This is a genomic window from Erythrobacter sp. K21-9 (assembly GCF_055808355.1).
Genome location: NZ_CM147866.1, coordinates 2,288,040 through 2,314,513, shown reverse-complemented (window position 1 = coordinate 2,314,513; position 26,474 = coordinate 2,288,040). Strand labels below are relative to the sequence as shown.

Genomic DNA, 26,474 nt, shown 5'->3' with positions numbered 1-26,474 from the left:
GACCGGAGCCGCGCGCTTAATTGGACGTCATGTCGAGCTGCGGTGCGATTTCTGCGCCTTCGGTCGTTGACGTGTAGGGCACGAGCGGTTCCGCACCGTGGATGATATTCGCCCCGATGGTGTCGGGGAAGGTGCGGATCGTGGTGTTATATTTGCGAACCGCTTCGTTGTAATCACGCACGGCGACCGCGATGCGGTTCTCTGTGCCCTCGAACTGGCTTTGGAAAGCCAGATAGTTCTGGTTTGACTGGATGTTGGGATACGCCTCGAAACTGGCGAGCAGGCGGTACGATGCCTTGGCTCATCTGCGCCTGCGCGGCGGCGTAATTTTCCATTTTCGCCGGATCGTTCAGATCCTCGGCAGTGACGTTGATGCTGGTGGCGCGGGCGCGGGCCTCGGTCACTTCGGTGAGGATCGCGCGCTCGTTCTCGGCAGCACCCTGGACGATTTCGGCAAGGTTGGGGATGAGGTTCGCGCGGCGCTGGAACTGCGCCTCGACATCGGCCCATTTGGCCTTAGCCTCTTCCTCGGCAGCGGGGACGGAGTTGATCCCGCAAGCTGCCAGCGTGAGCGTTGCCGCGAGCACCATGAAGCCGCGAGTGACGGTCTTTAAGAACATGCAAATCCTCCAGAAAAGTGCGGCGAGCCGGATATGGACGCGCGCTTGAAGCCTGTATTGTCGATATAGCACACCGCCGGGCGCTTTCAAGAAGTCCACAGGCGCGGCGCGGTTCATTTGGCAGGATCGGCCTTTGCTGCATAGAACATGGGCGATCATTCGCTGCGCAAAGGGATCATCATGCTTTCGGAATTCAAGGAATTCATTGCCAAGGGCAATGTCATGCAACTCGCCGTCGCCGTCATAATCGGCGGAGCATTCGCAACGATCGTCAAATCATTGACTGACGAGGTCATCATGCCGGTTGTCGGAGCGATTTTCGGCGATGTCGATTTCTCGGACAAATACATCATCCTGTCGGGTGAGGACGCCATCGACGCAGGCATGTCGCTTGAGGCTGCGCGAGAAGCGGGCGCGAATGTGCTGGCATGGGGATCGTTTATCTCGGCGATCATCAATTTCCTGATCCTCGCCTTCATCATCTTCCTGCTGGTCCGCTACACGATGAAGGTTATGGAGCAGATGGAGAAGAAGGAAGAAGAAGCGCCCGCCGAGCCCGAAGGTCCGAGCGAAGTGGAATTGCTGACCGAGATCAGGGATGCGCTGAAGAAATAGCGGGTGTGCGTGGGTAATGTCGTTGTCGCCCGCATCGCCGATGGCGCGAGGATATCGCGCGCCGGATGGCTAGCGGAAAACAAAGACTTCCCCCACTCACTTTATATTCAGCAATTTCACGCTATATAGGGAGCGTCGGGCAACCGACTATGGCGATAAATTGCTGCGTGCAATAGGTACAACGGACCCGGGGGCAGTACCCGGCGGCTCCACCATAACCCTCTGTTGAAAGAGGTTTTTGACGGGGCCGAACTAGGATCGACGTGGACTGAAAAGCGTAGTTTTTGCCCGGGCTGAGTAACCCGTAAAACTGTTCAATCTCATAAGTGCTAACGATAACGACGCACTCGCAATCGCTGCGTAATTTTAGGGCCTAGCGGCCCGAATTTACAAAGCTAAGCGCGGTTGGACCGACCGGGCAACAGAACGGATTCCGGGGCTCCGGGGGTAGCTAGCAACAGAAACCCCCACTCCTGCATCGACGAAAAGAGACGACGCCTGACTGCAGCAGATGCGTTTATCACCGAGATTGCCGTCTGCGCTATACCGCAGGCTCCGGATGGCGTAGATCAATTTCCGGAGCACCGGGTGGAGGCGAGAATTGGAAAAGCGATTGATTTACCGCTCGCAGCCGTTTGGCTTCGATCATGCGATGCTGGCAGGAATATTGTCTCAGGCACGGCGGAACAATCAGCGCGACGACATAACTGGCGCACTTATCTGCCGGCACGACATCTACCTGCAATTGATCGAGGGGCCCGCCGACCGGATCGACCGGCTCTTCGCGCGTATTGAGGCCGATGATCGCCATGCAAACGTGAAGCTGTTGCTTGATGAGCCTGCTTCGGAGCGCATGTTTCCGTCATGGTCCATGCTCGATGACGAAGCCCCGTCGCTGTTCTGGTCGACCGGTGAAGTGGAGGCGGGAGCAATAGACGAGGCAAGTAGCGAGGAATTGATAGCTCCCTTCGCCCGCCTCCAGAAATCCGCCGCCGAGTGAGCAGCGTGTTCGCCGACTAATCGGCGACCTCTCGCAGCTCCGCCACTTCCCGTTCAAGCTTCAGGCAGTCCAGGATTTTCGCTCCCGCTAGGAAAACCGCGCCGCTGGTTGCCAAAAACAAGGCCCAGCCCCAGCCGCCGGGATATTGCTCGAGGTAATCGACGCCGCGCGTCATTGCTCCCAGAGCCAGCGCATAGATGATCACGAAGGCCTCGAACCTGTTCTTGATTACAAACAGACTTCCGATCTTTCGCAGCATGCGCTCTCTTTCCCTTGGCCTGTTGCTAACCTGTTGAAACACAAGCACCGACACGGCGCTGGCATGGCTGGTAAACGTGAGATTTACTCTAAGCGCATCGGGCGAATGGTTGCAAACGCGTTAACCAAGCTCCGGGATATCGAGCGCGGCCAGCAGTGCTCCGCGCGCGGCGACGACCGCTTTGGCGAGGGATTCGCTGCCAATATCGTACCGGATCGATCTGTTCGGGATAAGTCTCGCCGATTGTCTGTTCCAGAAGCTCCGCCTTGGCCTCGTCGAGCAAGAAGCGCGGATCGACATTGGCCGGATCGCACACGACTCGCAGGCGCAGGCATGCAGGGCCGCCGCCATTGGCCATGCTCTGGCGCACATCGACCGGGATGACGTGCTTGATCGGGCCATTGCCCGCCATCATCCGCTCGCAATAAGCCCACACGCTCGCACTCTCGCGGCACTCTTCGGGCACAATCAGTGCCATCGTGCCGTCGGGCTGCGTAACCAATTGCGCGTTGAACAGGTAGGTGCGGATCGCCTCTTCGATGGTTACCGCATCGCTGGGCACTTCGACCACTTCGAGCGCGGGGAAGGCGCCGCGGATCGCTTCGTAGGTGCCTTCCTGATCGGCGAAAGCCTCGGCATGGCTGAAAAGCACGCGTTCATTGGCGACCGAGACGACGTCGTTGTGAAACGCGCCCGCTTCGATGGCCGCCGGATTCTGTTCGACAAAGACGCATTTCGCAGGGTCCAGGCCGTGGCGGCGCGCGACAAGGCGGCTGGCTTGCTCATGCTGGCGTGCGGGGAACTTGCCGCCGGGCCGGCCATATACGAACACCTCGACGCCGGCGCTGCCGTGCCCTTCGCACAAACGCATGTGATTGGCCGCGCCTTCATCGCCGAATGTCATCGGGGCGATGTCGTGGACGGTGAAGTGTTCGCTATTGCCGAATACAACCTCGAGCATCGCCTTGGTATCGGGCCATTCCTGCGCGCGGTGGAGCATGGTGACGAGGTTGGCGGGCGTCAGGTGGCACTTGCCATCGCCGGTGTCCGGAGCGGGCGAGACGGTCGCCGCATTGGCGGTCCACATGGATGATGCCGACCACGGCGCGGCGCGCAGGGCAGGGGCCTCGGTCCCGTCATAGGCGAGCGCTTCGGCCAGCGCGGTGTTCGGGCGCGGCAGCGGCAGGAGGAAACCCTGCACGCCGAGCCGCGCGAGATTGCCGCGCATCTTTGCCACGCCCTGCAAGGCTGCTGCGCGCGGATAGGACGGATCGCCCTTGTGACTGGCGCTGGCGATATTGCCGAGGCTGAGACCGGCATAATTGTGGCTCGGCCCGACAATGCCATCAAAATTGATTTCTATAAGAGACATGGGGTGCAGCCTTAACCTCCTTGCAAATCCTGTAAACTATGTAGCCGTTCCATGGATATCCGCACCCTGGCCTGCACCGCGATCAGCAAGCGACTGATGCGCGAGCCCGATGCGCGTATGGCGAGGGTGGATGCCTATGCTGATTGGCGCGATCAGTCGCTGGTGAGCAGCTGGCGGCATTTCTCCGATGATGAATTGGCGGGCAAGGACGTGCTGGATTTCGGCTGCGGGGCAGGACAGCTTGCGTTCCTGTTCGCGTCCAAAGGGCTGGCGCGCACGGTCACGGGCGTCGATATCGACACGGCGGCACTTGGGCGGGCGCGCGCGACCCTGCGGGAACGGTCTGAATTTGCAGAAACCCTGCGCTTTATCGAAGGCGATGTGAACGGCCTGCCGGTCCCTGATGAAAGCGTGGACCTGATCACAGCCTTCGATTGCATGGAGCACGTCATGGAGCCCGGCGCGATCCTCAGGGATTGGGCGCGCGTCCTGCGGCCCGGCGGGCGGGCGCTGATCGAATGGTTTCCGTTCAAGGGGCCGTGGGGACCGCATATGGAGGCGCTGATCCCCGTCCCGTGGGCGCATGTCCTGTTCGGCGAAAAAGCCATGTTCCGCACCGCCGCAAAAATCTACGACGATCCCGCTTTCATGCCGCGCCATTGGGATCTCGATCCAGAGGGCCGAAAAAAGCCGAACAAGTGGACGCAGTGGGAAAGCTTTGCCGAACAAGCTTTTGTCAACGGCCTCGACATTGCAGCCTTCCGGCGGCTGGCTGCGGAGGCGGGCTTCAGGATCGACCGGCTCGACCGATCGGGCTTCGGCCAATCAGGCGCGAAGAAACTGGTGGGCGATGCGCTGATGGCGCTGCCGGTGCTGGGCGAATACGCGACCAGCTATGCGGTGATTGCGCTCGAGAAGCAGCCGCGCTGACCGGCGCTCAGCGCGCGACGCTCCAGACAGTGTCACCTTCGCTCACATCGAGAGCATCGGCGGCAACGGCGTCGATCGCTATTCCGCCGTCACCGTCCAGCTTGCGCGCGCCATAGCAGGCGCGGAACGTGTCAAGGCGGTCGGTGGCAAGGATTGCGCGTTCGCCTTCATCCAGATCGACATGGGTGACGGTGGCTTCGCTGGAATTCTTGACGCTGGTCACATCGTCGGTCTGCGCGACCATGCTTGGTCCGCCGTCGAAAATGTCGACATAACCTCCATAGCGGAAGCCTTCATTCTCGAGCATTCGCATCGCTGCGCGGCCCGTGGGGTGCGGCACTCCGATGACGCTGCGCGCGTCTTCGGAGAGCATCGAGACATAGACCGGGTGTTTGGGCATCAGATCGGCGATGAACTGATTGCCGTTGATCGCGTTGAAATAGTCCGCTTCCTGAAAGCTCATGCCGAAGAACCGGCCTGCAACCCCGTCCCAGAACGGCGATCCGCCGCGTTCGTCGATAATCCCTCGCAGCTCTGCAAGGATACGGTCGGCAAAGCGCTTGCGGTGCATCGCGACGAACAAATAGCGGCTGCGCGCGAGCAGCAGGCCGAGGCCGCCGGCACGTTCATTCGGGTGAAGGAACAGCCCGCCAACTTCGCTCGACCCTTCCATATCGGTCGTCAGGCTGAGCAGTTCGGCGCGCACAGTGCGGTCAAGCTCCTGCGAATATTGTGTCAGCGTGTTCAGCCGATAGGAATAAAACGGCCATTGCTGCCCGACCTTGGTCATCAGCTGGCATGTGCCTGCGACTTTCTTCGTCTCGAGATTTTCGAGCACCAGCACGAATTGCTCATCGACCAGCGTGTCTTCGGTGTTGGCAAACGCCTCTGCTGCTCGCTCGAGCTTGGCCGAAAGCGCATTGCGATCGGGCGGCAGGTTGGTGAAGCCGCCGCCTGTCAGCTTTGCCATCTCGTAGAGATGCTCAAGATCGGAAGTGCGCGCGGCGCGCAGGCGAAAGGTCAATTCAGGTCTCCGGCGAGCGCGCCATCGGCGAGGCGCGAAATGACGAGGGCGGAGAGCGCGGCGCGCTCTGCCAAACTGGGTACGATCAGGAATTCGTCGGAGGAATGGATCGAGCCGCCGCGCACTCCCATCGTATCGACCACGGGCACGCCGCAGGCCGCTATATTGTTGCCGTCACACACGCCGCCGGTCGATTTCCAGCCGATTTCCTGGCCCAGCTCGGCGCCGCATTCCTTCACGAGATCGAACAAGGCCTGCGCCTTGTCGTCGACCGGCTTGGGCGGGCGCGTGACCCCGCCATGCCGATGCGCGGTGATTTCGTGCGCGCTTTCCATGTCACGCAGCAAGGTATTGAGAGTGCTATCGAAACTCTCCATCGCTTGCGTGGATTTGGGGCGAATATTGAAGCGCAGCACAGCGTGGTCAGGCACGACATTGTTCGGGCCGCCGCCTTCGAGTTTCGCAGGGTTAACGGTGATGTCCTCGCGTTCCATCGCCTTCAGCTTCAGGATGAGGTCGGCAGCGGCGACCAGCGCATTGCGCCCATCTTCCGGGTTGCGGCCAGCATGTGCGGACTTGCCCGTAAGCGTGATCGAGTAATTGCCCGTGCCCCCGCGGGCATGGGCGAGAGTGCCATCGGGCAGGGCGGCAGGCTCATAGGTAAGCGCCGCCAGCTTGCCGCGCGCCATCTCTGCGATCAGGTCTGAGCTGGCGAGCGATCCGGTTTCCTCGTCCGAATTGATAAGGATGTCATAGCCGAGCGCGGATGACTTGCCGGAAGCCTCGAACGCTTTGAGAGCATGGAGGATGACCGCAATGCCGCCCTTCATGTCGGCGACGCCGGGGCCGTTCAGCACATCGTCTTCGAGCCATGTCTGCTGCTGGAACGGGTGATCCTGCGGAAAGACGGTGTCCATGTGGCCGGTGAACAGCACGCGGCGATTGGCGGTTGGCCGCACGCGCACGATCAGGTGCTGACCATTGGCAATCTCGAACTCGCTGCCATCGGCGGTGATTCCCGTGACAGGAGCGGGATCGACCAGCTCCACATCGCCGGGCAGGTCGCTGAATGCATCGGCGAGGGCGCCGGCCTGCCGTTTCAGCCCGCCGAGATTGCCGGTGCCGGTGTTGATCGCGCACCAGCTTTGCACATTGTCCAGCATTGCCGCTGCATCGATTTGAGAGAGAATTTCAGGTTTCATTGGAAATCACCCCTAGCCGGGTAATGGGACCAGTCCAAGCCGTTGCAATCTGCCGAGCATTTGGTCATATCGCCCCCGTCCTCCTCCCCAGGACCCATTTGATGGAGCCATGAGGACCGCAATGACCACACAGACAGATCGCGCCGGACTTTCGATTGACCGGAAGCTGGCCGAATTTCTCGAAAAGCAGGTGCTCGCGCAGCTTGGCCGCGATCCGACCGCGTTCTGGCAGGGATTCGCCGCACTGCTCGCTGATTTCGTGCCGAAGAACCGCGCTTTGCTACAAAAGCGCGAAGACTTGCAGGCGCAGATCGACCATTGGCATGAAGAACGCCGGGGCAAGCCGCATGATGCAGGCGAATATCGAGCGTTTCTGGAAAGCATTGGCTACCTCGTGCCGGAGCCCGGCGACTTCCGGATCGGCGCGCAGAATGTCGATCCGGAGATTGCGACAACGGCAGGGCCGCAGCTGGTGGTCCCGATCCTCAATGCGCGGTTCTTGCTTAACGCGGCGAATGCGCGCTGGGGTAGCCTTTACGACGCGTTCTACGGAACTGACGCGCTCGATGCGCCGCCTGCCAAGCCCGGCGGATATGACAAGGCTCGTGGGCGTGCGGTGATCGCGCGCGGACGCGAATTCCTCGATTCCGCGCTACCGCTGGTGGAGCAGAGCTGGGCCGACCTTTTAAATGAGAATGACGGCAAGTTGCAGGACGAAAGCCAGTATGTCGGCAAGACCGATAAAGGCCTGCTGTTCGTCAATAACGGCCTCCACATCGAAGTCGTGTTCGATCGCGATACACCCGTGGGCAAGGACGACAAGGCAGGCATAGCCGACATCATCGTCGAATCCGCCCTGACCACGATTGCCGATTGCGAGGATTCGGTCGCAGCCGTCGATGCCGAGGACAAGCTGCTGGCCTACACCAACTGGTTCGGCATCATTCGCGGCGATCTTGAGGAAAGTTTCGAGAAAGGCGGGCGCACGCTGACCCGCAAGCTGGCGCGCAACAAGGACTACACCGACCGGAACGGCGACACGCATTCGCTTCCCGGACGCAGCCTGATGTTCGTGCGCAATGTCGGCCACCTGATGACCAATCCCGCGATCCGCCTGCCCGATGGTAGCGAGATTCCGGAGGGCATCATGGATGCGGTCTTTACCTCAACGATCAGCGCGCTCGATGTCGAGGGCCATGCCAGATACGGCAACTCGAAAACCGGCAGCATCTATATCGTGAAGCCCAAGATGCACGGACCCGAGGAATGCGCCTTTACCAACGACCTGTTCGATGCGGTGGAAGACCTGCTCGGCCTGAAGCGCCACACGATCAAGGTCGGCGTCATGGACGAAGAACGCCGCACCAGCGCCAATCTTGCCGCATGCATCCACGCTGTGAAGGACCGGATCGTGTTCATCAACACCGGCTTCCTCGACCGCACCGGCGACGAGATCCACACCTCGATGCGCGCCGGACCGATGATGCGCAAGGGCGCGATGAAGGGCGCCCCATGGCTGCTGGCTTACGAAGCGCGCAACGTCGCCATAGGACTGAAGCACGGGCTGTCGGGCACAGCGCAGATCGGCAAGGGGATGTGGGCCGCGCCCGACCTCATGGGTCAGATGATGGAGGAAAAGATCGGTCATCTTCGCGCCGGTGCCAACACTGCTTGGGTTCCGTCCCCAACCGCCGCGACGCTCCACGCGCTGCATTATCACCGGGAGAACGTTTTCGAGATCCAGAAGTCGCTGCCCGAAGCGCCGGGCCTCGATGCGCTGCTCACCATTCCTCTGGCTGAGAACACCAATTGGCCCGTGGATGAGCTGCGCGACGAGCTCGACAACAACGCGCAAGGCCTGCTCGGCTATGTGGTGCGCTGGGTCGACGCAGGCGTGGGCTGCTCCAAGGTGCCCGACATCAACGATGTCGGCCTTATGGAAGACCGCGCGACCTTGCGCATCTCCTCGCAGCACCTCGCCAACTGGCTCCACCACGGCGTCGTGACCGAGGAACAGGTGATGGAATCGCTCACCCGAATGGCGGCGAAGGTCGACGCGCAGAACGCTGGCGACCCGACTTACACCCCGCTCATCGGCAACGAGGACGCCCCTGCATTCCGCGCCGCGAAAGACCTGATCTTCAAGGGTGTCGAGCAGCCATCGGGCTATACCGAGCCACTGCTGCACGAATGGCGGCAAAAGGCGAAGGCTGGGTGAGCCTCACTCTCTGTCAGGCTCTTCGACTTCCTGCACGAAGCGCTTGCCATTGACTATGACCGCGGAAATCCGCCGGGTCGCTGTGATGTCTTCGAGCGGGTTTGCCTCGAGCACGATCAAATCGGCTTCCTTGCCCTCCGCAATGCTGCCAATCCTGTCAGCTGCATCGATATAGCGCGCATTTGCCAGCGTCGCGGCGCGGAGGGCCTCTGCAGGCGTCATCCCGGCACGGACGAGGTTGGCAAGCTCTGTGTGCATCGAGACACCGGGCACTACGAAGGGATTGGAGGCATCGGTTCCGGCCAGGATAGCCACGCCTGCAGCATGCATGCGCCCAACCAGCTCCATTCTGAGCTTATACGCCGCCATGCCATCGGACACGCTGTCAAACGGCCCGCGTGGGTCGCCTTGCGGCGTCACGATGCTCTTGTAGATGAATGACAGTTCTTCGGTGAGAGAGGGATCGGGCATTGCCGAGGGATAAAGCCAGCGCGGATCATCGAGAACAACCAGCGTCGGAACAATGCCCACATCACTGTCCTTCAGCACCTCAATCAACGCTGCCTCTTTTGCGGGATCGCGTGTCGCGGCCATTTCGGTGAGCTTGCTGTTTGTGAAACGGTAGGTTGCGGACGGGGTGAGCTTTGCAGCTTCGGTTGCAAATTCGGCGCGCCAGCGTTCTTCCTCAGAGGAAATGTCGATGAATATCCCTCGTAAATGCTCGGTACCGTGCGAATACCCGCCTGCGCCGCCGCGACATGGCCGACTTCGCCCGGGACGTGTCCTGCAAATTCAAGACCGCGCTGCTTGCTCTCGTCGACAATTGCCGCGAACACCTCTGGCGAAAGGTCGGTGTAAACCTTGATGAAATCCCCTCCCGCATCGGCAACCTGCTGCACAAGAGCGCGAGCTTCTTCCGGTGTCGCGATGGAGGCGTAATGCATTGCCCAGCGCGGATTGCGCGGGATGTTGCCGTCGAGAATGCGCAGGGCGAGCACGAGTTCGGGGCCCTCCAGTGTGCCCGCCTCAATCTCGTTTCGAATAGCCAGCTGACCTCCCGAATCAGCCTCCAGAGCAGCAAAATGCGTGCCCATGTCGCGCACGGTGGTTACGCCGAAGCGTAGGAAAAGCGGCAGCGAATCCCGGTTCAAGTGGACGTGCATGTCGATCAGCCCGGGGATCAGGTACTTGCCTGCTCCGTCGATTGTTTCGGTGGTTTCGGGCCTCGGCCCTCCCGCTGGAATGATGACGCTGATCTTTCCGTCATCAATCACCACTGTGCGTTCGGCTTCGATAGTGCCGTTTTCAACGTCGATGACGCTGACATTGGTGATCGCCAAATCAGCGTTCTGCGCCGCGGCCAATGAGGAAATAAGGAGTGCGGATAAAGCTGTGAGAGGTTTGAGAAGCATCATCTGGGCATCCTTGGCATTAGTGTTCGAACGATGGCTTTCAAGCTACGCGCCAATTTCGGGGGCGGATGCTATTTTTGGCCGAGTGCGCGCGCCAGCGCGACATACTCCTCGACGCTCACCGTCTCCGCGCGGCGCGTTTCGTCGATCCCGACCGTGCCCAGCGCATCGAGCGCGCCCGGCACGCCCTTGAGGCTTTGCCGCAGCATCTTGCGGCGCTGCCCGAATGCGGCTTCGGTGAGGCGTTCGAGCATGCGCGCGGACACGCCACCGGGTGCTTTGCGCGGTTCGACATGCACGACCGCGCTCATCACCTTGGGCGGGGGGTGAAGGCGCTGCGGTGCACCTTCATCGCGAGATTCGCCTCCGCCCGCCAATTGGCCAGCACTGCGAGCCGTCCATAAGCGCCGGTGCCGGGCTTGGCGACGATGCGCTCGGCCACTTCGCGCTGGAACATCAGGGTGAGCGAAGTCCATTGGGGCGGCCAGTCTTCTCCCGACAGCCAGCGCACAAACAAAGCCGTGCCGACATTGTAGGGCAGGTTGGAAAGCACCGCGAACCGCTCGCCGCCCATGATCTCGCTGTGGTCGAGCTTCATCGCATTGCCCTGGATCACGGTGAGCTGGCCGGGAAACGCCACTTCCAGTTCGGCGAGGGCGGGGAGGCAACGCTGGTCCATCTCGATTGCGCTCACGCGCGCTCCGGCGCGGAGCAAGGCACGGGTGAGGCCGCCGGGGCCGGGGCCGACCTCCAGCACCGGCTTGCCATCGAGATCTCCGGGTATGGCCGCGAGACGGCCCAGCAATTGCTCGTCGAGCAGGAAGTTCTGGCCCAGCGCTTTCGACGCGGACAGGCCGTGGCGCGCAATCGTTTCCCGGATCGGGGGGAGGTCCGCCATTACCCGGCGCGCGCCGCAGCGCATTCGCCCGCCATCCGGATCGCGGCGCACATCGCGCTCGGGTCAGCCTTGCCCCTGCCGGCAATATCGAAAGCGGTGCCGTGGTCGGGCGAGGTGCGGATGATCGGCAGGCCAAGCGTCACGTTCACGCCCTCGTCGAATTCGAGCGCCTTGAGCGGGATCAGCGCCTGATCGTGATACATGCACAAGGCCGCGTCATAGCCGCCGCGCATGATTGGCGTGAATAGCGCGTCGCCCGGCACAGGACCGATCACGTCGAACCCTTCGTCCTTGAGCGCGGCAATAGCCGGCTCGATCACGCGCGCTTCTTCGTCTCCGAATTGCCCGCCTTCGCCCGAATGCGGGTTGAGACCGGCGATGGCGAGGCGCGGGCGGGCGAGACCGAAATCGCGTTTCAGTCCCTGCGCCACGATCCGCGCCTTGTGGGTGATCAGCTCGGCGGTAAGCAGCGAGGGCACCTCGGCAAGCGCGACATGCACGGTTAGCGGCACAGTCCTCAGCGACGGCCCGGCAAGCATCATGACGGCATCGCGCGCAGGCAATTCGCACGCCTCGGCAAGGAATTCAGTCTGGCCTGGAAAGTCGAAGCCGATGTCCATCAGCTGCGCCTTGGCAACCGGTGCGGTGATCATCGCCGCTGCCTCGCTGCGCAGCGCGATCTGTGTCGCCCATTGCAGCGATGACAGGGCCAACTGCGCGCCTTGCGCGGTCGGCTTGCCGGGCGTGTAGTGCGTGTCGAGACCAGCCATTACCGGCAGTCCGGCGGCGAAAGCCATGGCCGCTTCATCGGCCTGCGCGATCGGAATGATCGGGCAGTCGATCCCGCCAGATTCGGCAGCGGCACGCAGCACTTCGACCCCGCCGACGACAAAAAATGGGTGCACATTGCGCCCGCCGCGAAGCCGCGCATAACTGGCGCAGATGATCTCAGGTCCGATGCCCGCCGGATCGCCGAGCGATACGGCCAGTGGGAAACGGACGCCGCTCACCCGCGCTGGCTCAGTTGTACTCGATATAGGCGTCGTTGCGCAGGTCGCGAAGGTAACGTTGGGCGCGCTTGTTGATCTCGCTCCTCCTCGATCTGGCTCATCACAGCCTCGAATGTCGGAGCGCCTGCATCTTCCGGATCATCGCGGCTCGCACAGCATGAGGACGCGGACGCCTTCCTGCGGACTGCCAAAGGGCGGGGTGGTCTGCCCGACCTGCAATTGCAGGATGATGTTGCGCAGCTGGTCGGGGAGTGAGCCAGCGGTAATCTGGTCATTGGTCACGACCGTCGCGCCAAGCTCTGTGCGCGCGCGGTCGGCATCGGCACAGCCGCGCAGGCTCTGGATGAAAGTGGCGAATTCATTGACTTGGCTTTCGGCCTCTTCCTGACTCACATCCGGGGCAAAGCTGATGGAAATCTGCCGCAGGCTGAGCAGCGCATTGTTCGGGTCCGCCATCAGCACCTGACGTTTGTTGATCAAGTACAGGATCGAGAACCCTCCCGGTATCTCGATCGGCCCATTAAGCTGGCCGGGCTGCATCTGGCGCGCGGCAGCGCCGAGCGCCGTGGGAAGCTGGCCGAGGCGAATCCAGCCGAGGTCGCCGCCAACCACCGCAGTGGTCGCTTCGGAATATTGGCGGGCATAGGCGACAAAGCTGCCGCCCTGGCGCAATTGCTCCATGATCTGCTCGGCAGTTTGCAGAACGGTTGCGCGATTTTCCTGTGTGGCCGACAGGTAGATCTCGCCGAGCCGGTATTCTTCGGTGCCGCGCGATTCTTCCATCCGCTGCAGAACATCGTTCACCTCTTCGGCAGACACGTTCACAAATGGCGTGATGTTACGGCGAAGCAGGTTTTCCCAGGCAAGCTCGCCTTCGATCTGGCGCTTAAGAGCATTGGGTGAAGATCCGATCGATTCCAGGTATTCCGCCATCCGTTCAGGGTTCTGGCCGAAATTCTGAGCGGCTAGCTGGTTGTAGGTCTCTTCGACACGCGCGCGTTCGACCGGCAATTCGAGCGCTTGCGCAGCCTGGATCTTGAGCGTTTCGTCGATGAGATTGCGGAGCACTTGTTCGCGCAGCCGGTCAAGCTCCTGTTCGGACAATTCATTCTGAGAGGCCGACGTGACGAGCGCGACCCTCTGGTTGATATCCGTTCCGGTGATCACGTATCCGTTCACGACAGCAGTCGCGCTGCGCTCACCGCCTTCTTCGCTGCCAAGGATCGAGAAGTCTTCGGGAATCCCAAACGGGTCACTTGCGGTCGGCTGGCCCTGCGTCTGTGCAGCGGCAGGCGCCGCGAAAGTGGCCGCGCCCATCAGGCCGGCGGCCAGGAGTGCAGCACAGCGCTTCGAAAAAACCTTCATCGTCACGTATCAATCCCAATTCATTTTACCGCGCGTTTATAGCGCAAAAACATGGTGATGTATCCAAGTCGGCGCGGCCCCACATGCGCTTCCGGTCAGGCGTTGGCAGCGCGCGGCTTAACGAGGGCTGAGTGCGCGTATCCTCCTGACGCAGCGCCTTTAACTGCTTTTTAGCCCGCTGCCAATTCATGTGGTCGGGCCTTTGCCCCGAAACGGCAATCGCGCCTAGCGGAAGCCAAGATTGCGCAGGGCGAAGAACAGCTGGAACGTATTGCCGCGCTCGGCATCGCCTGCGGTGATGAAATCGCGCCGCCAGGTAAGGCCGAATTCGATGCAATCATCGTTGTAGGCCACGCCCAGCCGCGTGCGGATCGGCTCGAACCCGTCGGGCGCGAAGGTAGGGTCTTCGTTTGCGCCGGTCAGGTTGAACACGCCTGAACCGAACGCCGACCAGTGCGGACCGAAAGCGACACGCGCAGCGGCGCGCAGTTCCTCGCGGTCCTGCAAATCCTCGACTGTCTTGATGTCCCGGTCGAGGCGGAGATAGCCGACCTCCAGATAGGTCTGCTGCGATCCGACTGTCGCGTCGATCTCGTTGCGCCGAAGCGCGATATTGTCCTTGTCGAGGCGGAAGCGGTGGGTGAATTGGATGTAGTCGCGCCAGCGGACCTCGGTGCGTCCGACAAAATCCGAAACCCGTTCCGACAGGCCGGTCCCGTCGGGGAAGATCGTGCGCTCGGCGTCGAAGCGGTAGGACTGACCGACATTCGTCTTGATACGCCAATCGGGCATGGTGAGCGACCAGTCGACGCCCCATGTCAGGCGCGCACCGTCTTCGACCCGGTCGTATCCGGGGAAGCGGTTGAGCGCGAACAGGTTGGAATCCTCAAGGTCGATCGCGCGCGCATCCTCATTGGGCACGGCGAGATTGCGGATCGGCGGGCTCGCGACGAGCTGCAGGCGCGGGGTGAGCACTTGCGTACCGCCGAATGCCTCGCCGACGAATGGCCACTCCACATCGAGCGCAGCGGTGGCGATGCCGCGCGCGGTCCAGCCTTCGTTCCCGCGATAAATCTCGGTCTGCGTCGCGAGCGAATTGTCGGTATGATAGACATCGCCGCGCACCAGGCCGGTCAGGGTCACGACCTGACCCAGCCCCGTCAGGCGGCGCATGTCCCACTGCGCACCGGCGAACGCGCGCTGTGTATCCTGCCCTTCATTGCGGATCAGGCTGAGCGTATTGGCCTGCAACTGAACCTGTCCGCCCAGCACTGGATCATCGAGGATGCGGCGGTAATCGAAGGCGGGGACGGCGACCGGGATCTGGCCCTGCTCCGCATTGATCCGCAAGGTCTGCGTCGCCCACCCGGCCAGCGACAGGTACGATTTGTCATCGATCCGCTCCAGATTGATAGTCGAGCGCAGGCGGTCATCGCGGCTGAGATCGTAGCGGCGCAGGAACGTCCGATCGCTGGCGACGCGGACCGAGCCCGTCAGGCTCCATTCGGGACTGAACTGGAACGTGCCATTGGCAAACAGGTAGCCGCGCGGGTCGCTTTCAGTCGTGGGCACGCCGGTGAAATCGGCCACGCGGCTCGACACGGTGGCATAGCCGGTGATCTGGTACGCGCCCTTGTCCGTCAGGTGGCGCCACTGCGCATTCACCATCGGCGCAACCTCGGAGAACACGTACGCACCGAGCGTCAGGTCGCGGTTTTCGGCCAGCCGCCAGTAATATTCGCCCGAAAGTTCCAGCCCGTTGACCTCGGATACGCGGACATTGGGGACGAGGAAGCCGGACACCGCGCTGCCGTCAGTGCGCAGCGACAGGCCGGGGAGCGGCAGGATGCGCGCGCCGAACAATTCCAGCATCGCGCCCCGGAACCGCACCTGGCTATCGACCGGATCATAGGTCACCCGGTCGGCGGTGATGCGCCAGCTCGGGTCTTTCGCGCAGCCATCCTCGCCCGTGACGGCGCAAGCGGTGTAGGCCGCATCGGTGAGGATGACCGTGCCGTCCTCGCCGCGCGCGCCGGACCTCGCAGCCAGCCGTCCGCCAGCGCGCAGGGCGAGCAACAGATCGCTCATCGCGCCCGCCTCGAATTCGTCCGTCAGTTCCAACGATTCGGTGAAGAGCTGGTTGCCGCTGTCATCGACGAAACGAATATTGCCGGTGGCAAAGATCTGCCCGGTTGTCCGGTCCCACACGACCTGATTGGCGCGCACTGAATTGTCGGCGCTGCGCAGGATGACATTCCCGCGCGCCGTTACCGTGTCCGCCTCACTGTCATAAGTGAGCTGGTCCGCTTCGAAGTCGATAGCTTCGCCCAGCTGCGGCGCTTCCAGTTCTGTGGGCGCTGGGTCGGGCTCGGTAACAGGAAGGGATATGGGCCTATTGTCATCCGGTTCGTCTTGCGCAGCCAGCGGCGAGGCCATGGCAAGCGCGGGCGCGCCAAGCATTGCAAGCCCAAGCGGACTTGTCCTGCAACGCAATAAAGTGCCGTTTGCGACCAATCCGCCGACCTTCCAACCTCGCGACATGCCTTGCCTATTGCACCGCTCGCGCCTAATCGCAATCGCCATTCAGGACCTGCTGCTCTGGTGCCGACGGGCCGCCTCGTGCGTTGCATATGGCACCATTGGAAGTCCCCCGCCGCTACACCCAACACGCTGGAGAACCCATGCAAATCCATTTCGACGATACAGCGCCCGCCAATGTGCGCCTTTCCGCCCGCATCGTGAATCAGGGGGACGGCCTTTCCGATATGGACGCGGCGCTTGCCGATGGAGCGAAAGCGGCTCGGTTCAAGGGACGTACCGGACAGGTGTTCGAAGGATTTGCAATGGTGGACGGCGCTCTGACTCGCGTGGCGCTTGCTGGAGCGGGCGAGACCGATGCGGACAACCGGCGGCTCAACCTCGAAAAGGCCGGCGCGGCGCTGACCGCCAAGTTCCTGCGCTCGGGCGAGACCGAAATGGTGCTCGATCTCGGCCATGCCGACCTGTCGGGTGAGGAAGCCGCAGCCGCCCTGCTGGGTGTGCGCCTGCGCGCCTGGCGGTATGACGAATACCGCACGAAGCTCGCCAAGGAGAAGCGCGCGACGCTGGAAAAGGTCCATGTGATCGGTGCGCCCGATGGCGCAGAGGCGGCATGGCAGGAGGCTATGGCCATTGCGAAAGGCGTGGAATTCACGCGCAAGCTCATCACCGAGCCGGCCAATATCCTCTACCCGGAAAGCTTCGTCGAGATGTGCAAGGACGAGTTCGCCGGAACCGGCGCAGAGATCACTGTGCTGGGCGATAAGGAAATGGAAGAACTCGGCATGGGCGCGCTGCTCGGCGTCGGGCTCGGCTCAGACCGTCCTTCGCGCCTGCTCGCGATCCGCTGGAATGGCGGCAAGGAAGGCGACAAACCGACCGTGTTCGTCGGCAAGGGCGTCACGTTCGACACCGGCGGCATTTCGCTGAAGCCCGGACCCGGCATGGAAGACATGAAGTGGGACATGGGCGGCGCGGGCGCGGTGGCAGGCGGAATGCTCGCACTGGTCACACGCAAGGCAAAAGCCAATGTCGTCGCCGTCATGGGCCTTGTCGAAAACATGCCCGACGGCAAGGCAATGCGCCCCGGCGATGTCATAACCACGATGAGCGGCCAGACAGTCGAAGTGCTCAACACCGATGCCGAGGGGCGGCTTGTGCTGTGCGACGCGCTGCACTGGGCGCAGGAGGAATACGATCCCGCCCGTATCGTCGATCTTGCGACGCTGACCGGGGCAATGATCATTGCGCTGGGCCACGAACATGGCGGGCTGTTTTCCAATGACGACACGCTGGCCGATGAGCTGCTGAGCGCAGGCAAGGCAACCGGGGACAAGCTTTGGCGCCTGCCGATCGGTCCGGCCTATGACAAGCTGATCGATTCGCCGATTGCCGACATCAAGAATGTCGGTCCGCGTCCGGCAGGCTCGATCACGGCGGCGCAGTTCCTCCACCGGTTCATCCGCAAGGATACACCGTGGGCGCATCTGGATGTGGCGGGCATGGTCTGGTCGGACAAGCCGGGCCACACCTGGGACAAGGGCGCAACCGGGTATGGAGCGCGCCTGATCGACCGGTTCGTGAAAGACGTCGCGGAGTAAATCGTTGTGGGGCGGATGCGCAAGAAATCGGATCTGCCCTCCAAAGTCTGTGAAGCCTGCGGCTTGCCCTTCACGTGGCGCAAGAAATGGGAGCGCGATTGGGACAACGTTCGCTATTGCTCCGAACGCTGCAGGCGGAATAAGAAATCCTAGCGCCGTCTTATGACCACCCGCACCCTCCACCCTTCCACCCGGATCGTATCCGAAAATATTCCGGGCGGAAGGGTGGAGGGTGCGAGCGGCTTTGGCTAAAACCGACGCCATGAAAGTCGATTTCTGGCAGCTCTCGCGTGATCCGGCGGAAAAGGTCTGCGCTCTCATTGCCGAGAGGGTGCTGGGCTCGGGTGAGCGTCTGCTTGTCGTCAGCAAGGATGCCGAGCAGCGCGCCGCGATTGCGAAATCGCTCTGGACGGCTGGCCCCGCCAGTTTCCTCGCCAATGGCGAAGCGGGCGGCGAAGGTGACGATCTCCAGCCGGTCCTCCTGTCCGACACTCCCGAGGCGGGCAACGGGGCCAGCCAGGTGATCTTCGCCGATGGCCAGTTCCGCGAAACCGCGGGCTTTGCCCGCACTTTCCTGCTGTTTGGCGATGCGACTTTGGAGCAGGCGCGCGCGACATGGCGCGCGCTCGATGACAAGGACAATCTCGAGCGGTCCTATTTCCGGCAGGAAGACGGCAAGTGGGTCAAGGTCGCCTGATCCCTTGAAGAATTCGCCGCGATAGGGGATGCTTCGCCTCGCATTGAGGGGAATGAGACCATGCACCGTATCACTACGATCATCGCCGCCGCCGCGCTGCTAGGCGCTTGCGGCTCGGAAAATTCGGGCGAATTTACGACCGCCGATGGCGAAACCGGCGAATACACGATCGACAGTTCGACCGGAGAAACCACCGCCACCATCGAAACCGCAGATGGCACCGCGACCTTGCGTTCGGGCGCGGATGTGCCGGTGGATCTTCCCGACGGTTTCAGTCTCTATCCCGGTGCCTCGGTCGTCACCAACACTGTCGTCAATCAGGGCGAGGGAGCGCGAGTCGTGCTGCTGTCGTTCGAAAGCGATGACAGCGCAGAGGATATTGCCAGCTATTATAAGGAGCAGGCCGAGGAGGCCGGTGTTACAATCGAGGTCGATGCGACGATCAATGGAGGTAGAATGCTGGCAGGCAAGGCTCCGGGCGGATCAGTATTTGCCCTCAATGCAACCACAGAGGATGGCAAGACGACCGGCCAGCTCACCACCGGACTTGGCGATCTGGGCCTGTAGGCTGCTGCTAAAGCTTGAACTGCAGCGCGTGCGCGGCTAAGCGCGCGCCGGAAAACAATCGGTCCGCCCTGCGGGCCAAACCCGGCGCGATCCCAGCGCATATTTCTCAAGGAACCCAAGTCATGGCGGTCACCCGCACCTTTTCGATCATCAAGCCCGACGCAACCCGACGCAACCTGACCGGCGCCGTCACCAAGATGCTGGAAGAAGCCGGCCTTCGCGTCGTCGCTTCCAAGCGCATTCACATGAGCCGCGAGCAGGCCGAAGGATTCTATGCTGTCCACAAGGAACGCCCGTTTTTCGGCGAGCTCGTCGACTTCATGATGAGCGAACCGGTAGTCGTGCAGGTGCTTGAGGGCGAAGACGCCGTGAAGCGCAACCGCGACATCATGGGCGCAACCAACCCGGCCGAAGCCGACGCAGGCACGATCCGCAAGGAGCACGCGCTTTCAATCGGTGAAAACACCGTCCACGGATCGGACAGCGAAGAAAACGCCAAGATCGAGATCGACTTCTTCTTCAACGAAGACGAGATCGTCGGCTAAGCGCTGACCGGATACGAATCGCGAAGGGTCGTCCTGCGGGGCGGCCCTTTTCGTTTGCGCTCAGCCAGCTTGCGCTGCGCTCTTGGCAAAGTGCGCGAGCTGCGCTGAATGCGCGCGGTGGTGGCCGCTTTCGCTGTCTTCCATTTCGCGGTGCATTGCAGCGAGCGCCTCTTTGGTGAGTTCGATGCCGATCTCGCGATAGGTGCGCCTGACCTCGCTTTCCCAATCGGCGTTGAGCGCGTCGAAGTGCAAGCGCGCGACCGGGCCGTCCCACCCATCCAGCGCGGCCGCCATGCGCGCCTCGCGCAACGCAAGCTTGCGCCGCCACTCGCTCTCGATCCAGGTGAGGTCGCAGGCGTCGCACTGGATCGCCATCTGGTTTGCCACCAGCGAGACCGCGCTGCGCAGTACCGATTCGTGCTTGCGCTCGGCAATGACGAGCCGGGCATTGGGGAATTGCGCGAGCAGCGTGGCAAGGTCTTCGGAGAAAGCGGGCACCTTGAGCGCGCGCGGACTTGCCGCCAGATCGCGGTGGGCAGCATCGGTTTTGAGCATCCGCGTAAATTCGCGGTAAACCGGTGCCGGATCGCGCGCTTCGCTAAAGGCGGAATAGCTCGGGATGCGCCACTGCGATTCGTAAATCGAATGGTTGAGCGCCGCCGCGATCCAGCCGAGTTCTTCTTCGACCTCTCCGCTCGCCATCGGGTGAATGACGTCGATCCAGGGATTGATCCGCCGCATCATCATCAGGTCGATCGCGCCCCTCAGCCGCCGCATGTCGGGAAAGCTGGGGACCGGGTGCGAGGCATCGCAATAGCGGGTCGCGGAATGGGCTGGATCGGCGGCGAGCAATTTGTGAATGCGCGTCGTTCCGCTGCGCATATGGCCAATGACAATGATCGGCGGGGGGAGCTTTGTCGCGAGCAGCTCGGGCCGGTCGGCCCACAGCGCGCCGAAACGCAGGCGGTTGCGGATCACGCGCACCAATTGGCCCCACGCCATCGCGCGTCCCATCGGGTTGAGGTCGGCCTCTGTCTGCACCGCCTCGGTCAGCCGTTCGAGCCGCAAGCGGAAATCGGCGACATCCTCTGGACTGCGTCCGGCGATCTCAGCCTCTTCGGCGCGATCGCCCAGACCCTTCGCCGCCGCCGCCCACAATTCTTCTGCATCGAGGGTGGGAGCAGGAAGCCAGCCCTTGTCCCAAGCCTGCCGCAGCCATCCGTTCGACTTGTCGACAATTGGTGCGCGGGCGAGCGGATGGGTGCGTGCGGGCAGGCCGGATATCGCTTTAGATGCCATCAGAACATGTCCGCCGCATCGTGCAGCTTGTTGAGGCGAGCAGGGGCGACACTGCGCCAGCTGCGCTCGATCCAGTCCGCGACATGCGCCCAATCGACACCCGGGCGGTTGAGGATCAGCCCGATCCAGCCGCTAGCGCCGTAATAGGCGGGTTTGAAATAGACCTCAGGCTGCGCTTCGACCAGGTCAAGCAATTCGTCCAGCCCGCTCGTCTTGACCAGAACTGCGATATGCTCGCTGCCGTGGTGGCACTCGCTGAAATGCGCGAAGAATTTACCCGACTTTTCAGTCCCGACGCGGAAGGCAGGGGATCCGTGACTGTCGCGCGGATGGGTTTCCGGCAGGGCGAGGGCAAGCTCCTTGACCTGCGAGTAAAGGTAGTCCGCATCGTATCCGCGCGAAACATAGTCGGCGACCGCGCGCGGATAGAGCTGGTGCTCGGCATATTTGACCCGTTCGGACAGGCTTTCGGGCGTTTCGCTGTCGCGGATCGCCACGCGCGCCTGCGCCAGCACCTCGCCCGCATCGAGCTCGGGCGTCACGACATGCACGCTCGCGCCAGCATGACTGTCGCCTGCCGCAATGGCACGGGCAAAGGTGTCGAGGCCCTTGTATTTGGGCAAAAGCGAGGGGTGGATGTTGAGGATGCGGCCCTCCCAGCGGCGTACGAAATCATCTGACAGGATGCGCATGTACCCTGCCAAAACCAAATATTCCGTATCCGCAGCGATCAGGGCCGTCTCCATGGCCGCATCGTGCGCTTCGCGGCTGTGACCCCTGTGCGAATGGACGAAGGTTTCGACCCCCTCGGCAGCGGCTATGTCCAGACCGCCTGCACCTGCGATATTGCTGGCGACCAGCACCACTTCGTAAGGGCAGTTCTCGAGCAGGCTGGCATAGAGCAGCGCCGCCATGTTTGTGCCGGTGCCCGAGATGAATATCGCGATTCTGGCTTTTTCAGCCAAGGTGCGTGGCCTCCCAATCGCTCGTCGCCGACCAAGTGCCTTGCGCACCGCGAACGGTGCAGCCGCGTGCCCCGGCCTCGATCGCACCGACCTGCACAACCTTTTCCCCAGCCTCGGTAAGCCGCGCCGTGACAGCGGCTGCCTTGTCTGCCTCGACCGCAAGCACCATTCCCACTCCGCAATTGAAGGTGCGCGCCATTTCCGAAGGCGCGATGTTCCCTTGCGCTTGCAGGAATGCCATCAGGCGAGGCTGATCCCAGCTACCGGCATCGACCTGCGCGTGTGCGCCCTCGGGCAGGATACGGGGGATGTTCTCGAGCAACCCGCCGCCAGTGATGTGGGCAAGCCCGTTGACGAGGCCCTCGCGGATCAGCGGCAACAGGCTCGCGACATAAATGCGGGTCGGTTCGATCAGCGCGTCGATAAGCAGTCGGTCCTGGTCGAACAGAGCAGGGCGCTCCAGCTTCCAGCCGAAATCCGCCGCCAAGCGCCGTACGAGCGAATAGCCGTTCGAATGCACGCCCGAGGATGCGAGGCCCAGCAGGATGTTACCCGGCGCAACCTTCTCACCGGTCAGCTGTTCGCCGCGCTCGACCGCGCCGACGCAAAATCCTGCGAGGTCGTAATCCCCGTCCGCATACATCCCAGGCATCTCGGCCGTCTCACCGCCGATCAGCGCGCATCCGGCCTGTTTGCATCCCTCGGCAATGCCTGCGACCACGCGCTCCGCGACACCGCTCTCGAGATGTCCGGTGGCGAAGTAATCGAGGAAGAACAGCGGCTCCGCGCCTTGCACGATCAGGTCGTTCACGCACATTGCGACCAGGTCGATGCCGACGCTGCCGTGCCGGTCATGCTCGATCGCGAGTTTCAGCTTGGTGCCGACTCCGTCATTCGCCGCGACCAGCAAAGGATCCTTGTATCCCGCTGCTTTCGGATCGAAAAACCCGCCGAAGCCGCCAAGTTCGCTGGTTGCGCCGGGGCGAGCGGTCGCCTTGGCGAGCGGAGCGATTGCCTTGACCAGCGCATTGCCAGCCTCGATCGACACGCCTGCACCGGCATAAGTGTAGCCGCTGCCTGCCGAGCTTTCGCCGTCTTTACCGCTTGAACCCGTCTCAGAAGTCATACAATCCCCAAACTCATGCCCATGCGTTTAGCCTTTCTCGCTTGGAATTCCACGTCGGTTTGGGCAAAAGGCCGCTGATTTCCCCGATGGTTGCGACAATCACCCTTTCCGGCCCTGCAAAAGAGGCCCTCCAGCGAGCATCGCTACCCGCATGGATGAGGCGCGCTATGGCTGCGATCATCGCGCTTGTGCTGTTGGGCGGAGCCTATGCGCTCGTACTCGCGCAGGTTGCCGGGGATCGCGGGATCGCGCCGACGGCATCCTCTGCGGATTACGAGGTGCGCGGGATCGAAATCGACGAGCGGGCCGATACCGGCGAGGAGGCGCGGCAGGCTGCCTGGCAGCGTGCGCAGCGGATCGCGTGGCAGCGGCTCGACGGGCCGCCCGTGTCCGACAGTCAGCTTTCGGGCATGGTCTCCTCCATCGTAATCCAGCGTGAGCGGATTGGGCCGAAGCGCTATATCGCGACGCTTGGCGTCATCTTCGACCGCCAGCGTGCCGGGCGGTATCTGGGCGGCATGACGACTTCGCGGGCATCTGCACCGATGCTGCTCCTTCCCGTGTCGATCAGCGCGGGAACTTTCACCACGTTTGAAGTGCGCAATCCGTGGCAGCGGGCATGGGCGCAGTTCAATCCGGGGCGTAGCCGGATCGATTACGTGCGGCCTTCCGGCGCAGGAGGCGATCTCGCTGTTGCTCACCTACGGACAGGCCGGTCGCCGCAGCCGCGCATGGTGGCGCTCGACGCTCGACCAGTACGGCGCGGCTGATGCGCTCGTTCCCATTGCACGGCTCGATTACCAATATCCAGGCGGACCGATCACCGGCACGTTTACCGCGCGTTACGGGCCGGACAGCCGCGTGCTTGAAACTTTCGCGCTGACCGCGGACAGCCCAGCGCAGCTGAGCGACATGCTCGAACAAGCGGTCGAGCGCATGGATCTCGATCTACGAGGCCGCGCTCGCCGAGGGAATATTGCAGCCCGACCCGACCTTGCGCTTGGGCGCATCGGGCGAGGTCGATCCTGCCCTTCAGCGCCTGATCGACATCGGACGCGCAGTGCGCGCACGCGACGCCGCCGCTGCCGAGGCTGCCGAAGTCGCCGCAACCGCTGAGGCAAACAGCGGGCAAATCGACACTCCTGCCCCGGCACCTGTCAGTGTCAGCAGCTACACCGTGCAATTCGCCACACCGGATGCAGGCGCATTCGACAGCGCGCTTTCAAGCGTTCGTGGAACGGGGGAGTGCGCGGCGTGGCGGTTACCAGCACTGCGATGGGCGGTACTTCGGTGATGAGCGTCAGCTATGCCGGCACGCTCGACGAACTGGCCGCAGCCCTTCGCTCTCGCGGGTTCACTGTGCGCCAGGGTTCGAACGCGCTTGCCATCAGCCGTTAGGGCCTAAGGGTCTCGAGAGATGGCAAAACCGGCTCCTTCCACCCAGCAGATCGCATTACCGCTTGTTCCGCGCGATGGCGGCGAGGCCGAGCGCATCGTCGTCGGCAATGCCAATGCGCATGTAGTCGATGCACTGGGAGATGCTGCCAACTGGCCGTTTCGCAGCGCGGTCCTCACCGGACCTGCACGCTCAGGCAAGTCGCTGCTGGGCCGCTGGGCGAAAGCTCAGGGCATTGCGGTGATCGACGGCGCCGACTGCATGGACGAAACCGAGCTGTTCCACCGCTGGAACGCCAGCCAGGAGGGCGGCTCGAAAGCGGGAGAAGCGCTGCTGCTGATTGCGGATAGCCAGCCGTGGCAGATCGCGCTGCCTGACCTTGCATCGCGCCTCGGCGGATCGCTCCAGCTTGAGATCGGGGAGCCGGACGATGCGATGGCGGCAGGCCTGATCGAGGCCTATGCAGAGCAGCGTGCGCTTTCTCTTGCGGAGGGGGCGGCGGACTATCTCGTGCCGCGCACAGAGCGCAGTTTTGCGGCCCTGGAAGCGCTTGTTCGGGCGATTGACCGCATCAGTCTTGAACGGCAGGTTCCGGCCACCATGTCGGTCTGGCGCGCCGCGCTGGAAGCATTGCAAGGGCCCGAACAACAAAAACTGTTGTAGTCAGGATTTGCAAATCTGCCCGTTTGGTGGGAGAAAAATGTCATGTTCGACAAGCTCAAGACCTATCTGGACTCGATCCGGGCCCGTGATCCAGCTCCGCGGTCGCGCTGGGAAATCCTCTTGTATCCAGGTGTTTGGGCGGTGTTCTTCCACCGGATTGCGCACTGGCTGTTCGATGCGAAGCTCTATTTCCTTGCGCGCGTCGTGAACCATTTTTCGCGTGCTATTACCGCTATCGATATCCATCCCGGAGCGACGATCGGTACGCAATTTCTTTATCGACCACGGCTTTACGGTGATCGGTGAGACTGCCGAGATTGGCGACAATGTGACGATTTACCAATGCGTCACGCTGGGTGGTACCAATCCAACCAACGGGCAGGGCGGAAAGCGTCATCCGACCCTCGAGGACAACGTCATTATCGGCTCGGGCGCGCAGATAATCGGTCCGATCACCGTCGGAGAGCGCGGCCGCGTCGGCGCCAATGCGGTGGTGATGGAAGACGTGCCAGCCGGTGCGACGATGGTCGGGTTCAAGGCGCGCTCGACCCTTGTCCCTGCCGAGCAATGGATGCGCGAATTCATACCCTACGGCACGCCGTGCGAGGATGCCGAGGGCAACCGGGTCGACTGTATCGAGAAGCTCGAAACCGAACTTAGCGCCATGAAGGCCGAAATTGCCGAGCTAAAGGCGGCATCATCGGGCGACCGGAAACTGCCTGAGCAAGCCTCGCTCGATCTTGAAGCCAAGAAGAGCGGAACCGACGACTGATGGGCTCAGCAGCGGGGCCGGGCAATCCCGGACAGGTCGTCGCATTCCCTGGCAGGACAGCAGGTCAGGTCGGCTTCGACCGTAAGGAACTGCAACGCATCCTCGATCTGTATGGCCGGATGGTCGCAGCCGGGCAGTGGCGCGATTACGCGATGGATTTCGACAGGAACGCCGCAAGCTTTGCCGCTTTTCGCCGAACCGCAGAGCGTCCCCAGGCCCGCGTAGAAAAGCGGCCCGCCCTGCGCGCCAAGCAGGGCATGTGGACGCTGTTCGGTGAACATGGTCAAGTGCTCAGGCGCGGGCACGAGCTCGCCGGGGTGCTGGCCCCGATGGAGCGCCGCCTGATGAAGTCTGTCGGCGGCGACTGACAGCACTTTGTG

At 62.4% G+C, this 26,474-nt stretch carries 25 protein-coding genes, 1 other RNA gene and 4 pseudogenes; 16 read left to right on the top strand and 14 right to left on the bottom strand.

Annotation, left to right across the window (positions count from 1 at the left end; translation table 11 throughout):
* Positions 1-16: 16 nt before the first annotated feature.
* Positions 17-620, bottom strand: a pseudogene (locus AC0L39_RS11865) (LemA family protein).
* A 180-nt stretch (positions 621-800) separates the two neighbouring features.
* On the opposite strand from AC0L39_RS11865, the gene mscL reads away from it, so the two are divergent.
* The 3 genes from mscL to AC0L39_RS11850 all read left to right on the top strand — a co-directional run bounded on the left by mscL (position 801) and on the right by AC0L39_RS11850 (position 2,235).
* Positions 801-1,235, top strand: a complete 435-nt coding sequence (gene mscL / locus AC0L39_RS11860) for a large conductance mechanosensitive channel protein MscL (protein ID WP_473258114.1) — start codon at positions 801-803, stop codon at positions 1,233-1,235.
* A 96-nt stretch (positions 1,236-1,331) separates the two neighbouring features.
* Positions 1,332-1,671: a transfer-messenger RNA gene (gene ssrA / locus AC0L39_RS11855) on the top strand.
* A 165-nt stretch (positions 1,672-1,836) separates the two neighbouring features.
* Positions 1,837-2,235: a BLUF domain-containing protein gene (locus AC0L39_RS11850; RefSeq protein ID WP_473258112.1), complete on the top strand. Its 399-nt coding sequence runs from the start codon at positions 1,837-1,839 to the stop codon at positions 2,233-2,235.
* Positions 2,236-2,251: 16 nt separating this feature from the next.
* Here the strand turns inward: AC0L39_RS11850 and AC0L39_RS11845 are convergent, their stop codons facing one another.
* Both AC0L39_RS11845 and AC0L39_RS11840 read right to left on the bottom strand, forming a co-directional pair.
* Positions 2,252-2,494, bottom strand: coding sequence for a hypothetical protein (locus tag AC0L39_RS11845; protein WP_473258109.1), 243 nt, complete (start codon positions 2,492-2,494; stop codon positions 2,252-2,254).
* Between the two features lie 120 nt (positions 2,495-2,614).
* Positions 2,615-3,866 (bottom strand): annotated as a pseudogene (locus AC0L39_RS11840) (N-succinylarginine dihydrolase).
* A 51-nt stretch (positions 3,867-3,917) separates the two neighbouring features.
* On the opposite strand from AC0L39_RS11840, the gene AC0L39_RS11835 reads away from it, so the two are divergent.
* Entirely contained in the window at positions 3,918-4,796 is an 879-nt protein-coding gene (locus AC0L39_RS11835) for a class I SAM-dependent methyltransferase (protein ID WP_473258107.1), read from the top strand.
* Between the two features lie 7 nt (positions 4,797-4,803).
* Here the strand turns inward: AC0L39_RS11835 and AC0L39_RS11830 are convergent, their stop codons facing one another.
* Positions 4,804-5,820: an arginine N-succinyltransferase gene (locus AC0L39_RS11830; RefSeq protein WP_473258105.1), complete on the bottom strand. Its 1,017-nt coding sequence runs from the start codon at positions 5,818-5,820 to the stop codon at positions 4,804-4,806.
* Positions 5,817-7,022: a hydrolase gene (locus AC0L39_RS11825; protein ID WP_473258103.1), complete on the bottom strand. Its 1,206-nt coding sequence runs from the start codon at positions 7,020-7,022 to the stop codon at positions 5,817-5,819. The genes AC0L39_RS11830 and AC0L39_RS11825 overlap by 4 nt, the downstream gene beginning before the upstream one ends.
* Before the next feature lie 121 nt (positions 7,023-7,143).
* Between AC0L39_RS11825 and AC0L39_RS11820 the strand changes: the two genes are divergently transcribed.
* A complete protein-coding gene (locus AC0L39_RS11820) occupies positions 7,144-9,240 on the top strand; it encodes a malate synthase G (RefSeq protein WP_473258101.1) in 2,097 nt (698 codons plus the stop codon).
* A 3-nt stretch (positions 9,241-9,243) separates the two neighbouring features.
* Here the strand turns inward: AC0L39_RS11820 and AC0L39_RS11815 are convergent, their stop codons facing one another.
* From AC0L39_RS11815 to AC0L39_RS11790, 6 genes and pseudogenes are all read right to left on the bottom strand, one after another.
* Positions 9,244-9,834 carry an amidohydrolase family protein gene (locus AC0L39_RS11815; RefSeq protein ID WP_473258099.1) on the bottom strand — a complete coding sequence of 197 codons (591 nt, stop codon included), beginning with the start codon at positions 9,832-9,834 and terminating at the stop codon, positions 9,244-9,246.
* Entirely contained in the window at positions 9,795-10,655 is an 861-nt protein-coding gene (locus AC0L39_RS11810) for an amidohydrolase family protein (protein ID WP_473258097.1), read from the bottom strand. Before AC0L39_RS11810 ends, AC0L39_RS11815 begins: the two co-directional genes overlap by 40 nt.
* Before the next feature lie 68 nt (positions 10,656-10,723).
* Positions 10,724-11,550 (bottom strand): annotated as a pseudogene (gene rsmA, locus AC0L39_RS11805) (16S rRNA (adenine(1518)-N(6)/adenine(1519)-N(6))-dimethyltransferase RsmA).
* A complete protein-coding gene (gene pdxA / locus AC0L39_RS11800; protein ID WP_473258095.1) occupies positions 11,550-12,560 on the bottom strand; it encodes a 4-hydroxythreonine-4-phosphate dehydrogenase PdxA in 1,011 nt (336 codons plus the stop codon). The pseudogene rsmA and the gene pdxA overlap by 1 nt, the downstream one beginning before the upstream one ends.
* Before the next feature lie 138 nt (positions 12,561-12,698).
* Complete coding sequence (locus AC0L39_RS11795) at positions 12,699-13,925, bottom strand: peptidylprolyl isomerase (RefSeq protein ID WP_473258093.1); 1,227 nt, start codon at positions 13,923-13,925, stop codon at positions 12,699-12,701.
* Positions 13,926-14,150: 225 nt separating this feature from the next.
* A complete protein-coding gene (locus AC0L39_RS11790) occupies positions 14,151-16,385 on the bottom strand; it encodes an LPS-assembly protein LptD (RefSeq protein WP_473258091.1) in 2,235 nt (744 codons plus the stop codon).
* A 221-nt stretch (positions 16,386-16,606) separates the two neighbouring features.
* On the opposite strand from AC0L39_RS11790, the gene AC0L39_RS11785 reads away from it, so the two are divergent.
* From AC0L39_RS11785 to ndk, 5 genes are all read left to right on the top strand, one after another.
* On the top strand, positions 16,607-18,064 hold the full coding sequence (locus AC0L39_RS11785) for a leucyl aminopeptidase (RefSeq protein WP_473258089.1): 1,458 nt from the start codon (positions 16,607-16,609) through the stop codon (positions 18,062-18,064).
* A 15-nt stretch (positions 18,065-18,079) separates the two neighbouring features.
* Positions 18,080-18,217 (top strand): DUF2256 domain-containing protein, encoded by a 138-nt coding sequence (locus AC0L39_RS11780; RefSeq protein WP_473258087.1) that lies wholly within the window; start codon positions 18,080-18,082, stop codon positions 18,215-18,217.
* A gap of 91 nt (positions 18,218-18,308) precedes the next feature.
* Positions 18,309-18,761: a DNA polymerase III subunit chi gene (locus tag AC0L39_RS11775; RefSeq protein ID WP_473258085.1), complete on the top strand. Its 453-nt coding sequence runs from the start codon at positions 18,309-18,311 to the stop codon at positions 18,759-18,761.
* Between the two features lie 60 nt (positions 18,762-18,821).
* Entirely contained in the window at positions 18,822-19,328 is a 507-nt protein-coding gene (locus AC0L39_RS11770; protein ID WP_473258083.1) for a hypothetical protein, read from the top strand.
* Between the two features lie 122 nt (positions 19,329-19,450).
* A complete protein-coding gene (gene ndk / locus AC0L39_RS11765) occupies positions 19,451-19,873 on the top strand; it encodes a nucleoside-diphosphate kinase (RefSeq protein ID WP_473258082.1) in 423 nt (140 codons plus the stop codon).
* Between the two features lie 60 nt (positions 19,874-19,933).
* Here the strand turns inward: ndk and AC0L39_RS11760 are convergent, their stop codons facing one another.
* The 3 genes from AC0L39_RS11760 to purM are packed head-to-tail and all read right to left on the bottom strand — an operon-like array spanning position 19,934 to position 23,263.
* Positions 19,934-21,172, bottom strand: coding sequence for a sulfotransferase (locus AC0L39_RS11760; protein ID WP_473258080.1), 1,239 nt, complete (start codon positions 21,170-21,172; stop codon positions 19,934-19,936).
* Complete coding sequence (gene purN / locus AC0L39_RS11755; RefSeq protein ID WP_473258079.1) at positions 21,172-22,137, bottom strand: phosphoribosylglycinamide formyltransferase; 966 nt, start codon at positions 22,135-22,137, stop codon at positions 21,172-21,174. Before purN ends, AC0L39_RS11760 begins: the two co-directional genes overlap by 1 nt.
* Positions 22,130-23,263: a phosphoribosylformylglycinamidine cyclo-ligase gene (purM, locus tag AC0L39_RS11750; RefSeq protein ID WP_473258077.1), complete on the bottom strand. Its 1,134-nt coding sequence runs from the start codon at positions 23,261-23,263 to the stop codon at positions 22,130-22,132. Before purM ends, purN begins: the two co-directional genes overlap by 8 nt.
* A gap of 167 nt (positions 23,264-23,430) precedes the next feature.
* Between purM and AC0L39_RS11745 the strand changes: the two genes are divergently transcribed.
* The 6 genes and pseudogenes from AC0L39_RS11745 to AC0L39_RS11720 all read left to right on the top strand — a co-directional run bounded on the left by AC0L39_RS11745 (position 23,431) and on the right by AC0L39_RS11720 (position 26,462).
* A complete protein-coding gene (locus AC0L39_RS11745) occupies positions 23,431-24,033 on the top strand; it encodes a hypothetical protein (RefSeq protein ID WP_473258075.1) in 603 nt (200 codons plus the stop codon).
* Positions 23,957-24,379 (top strand): hypothetical protein, encoded by a 423-nt coding sequence (locus AC0L39_RS11740; protein ID WP_473258073.1) that lies wholly within the window; start codon positions 23,957-23,959, stop codon positions 24,377-24,379. Before AC0L39_RS11745 ends, AC0L39_RS11740 begins: the two co-directional genes overlap by 77 nt.
* A 138-nt stretch (positions 24,380-24,517) precedes the next feature.
* Positions 24,518-24,661 carry a hypothetical protein gene (locus tag AC0L39_RS11735; protein WP_473258072.1) on the top strand — a complete coding sequence of 48 codons (144 nt, stop codon included), beginning with the start codon at positions 24,518-24,520 and terminating at the stop codon, positions 24,659-24,661.
* Between the two features lie 19 nt (positions 24,662-24,680).
* Entirely contained in the window at positions 24,681-25,322 is a 642-nt protein-coding gene (locus AC0L39_RS11730; RefSeq protein WP_473258071.1) for an HdaA/DnaA family protein, read from the top strand.
* 42 nt (positions 25,323-25,364) lie between these two features.
* Positions 25,365-26,094, top strand: a pseudogene (epsC, locus tag AC0L39_RS11725) (serine O-acetyltransferase EpsC).
* Entirely contained in the window at positions 26,094-26,462 is a 369-nt protein-coding gene (locus AC0L39_RS11720; RefSeq protein WP_473258069.1) for a DUF2794 domain-containing protein, read from the top strand. Before epsC ends, AC0L39_RS11720 begins: the two are co-directional and overlap by 1 nt.
* The last annotated feature ends 12 nt before the right edge of the window (positions 26,463-26,474 follow it).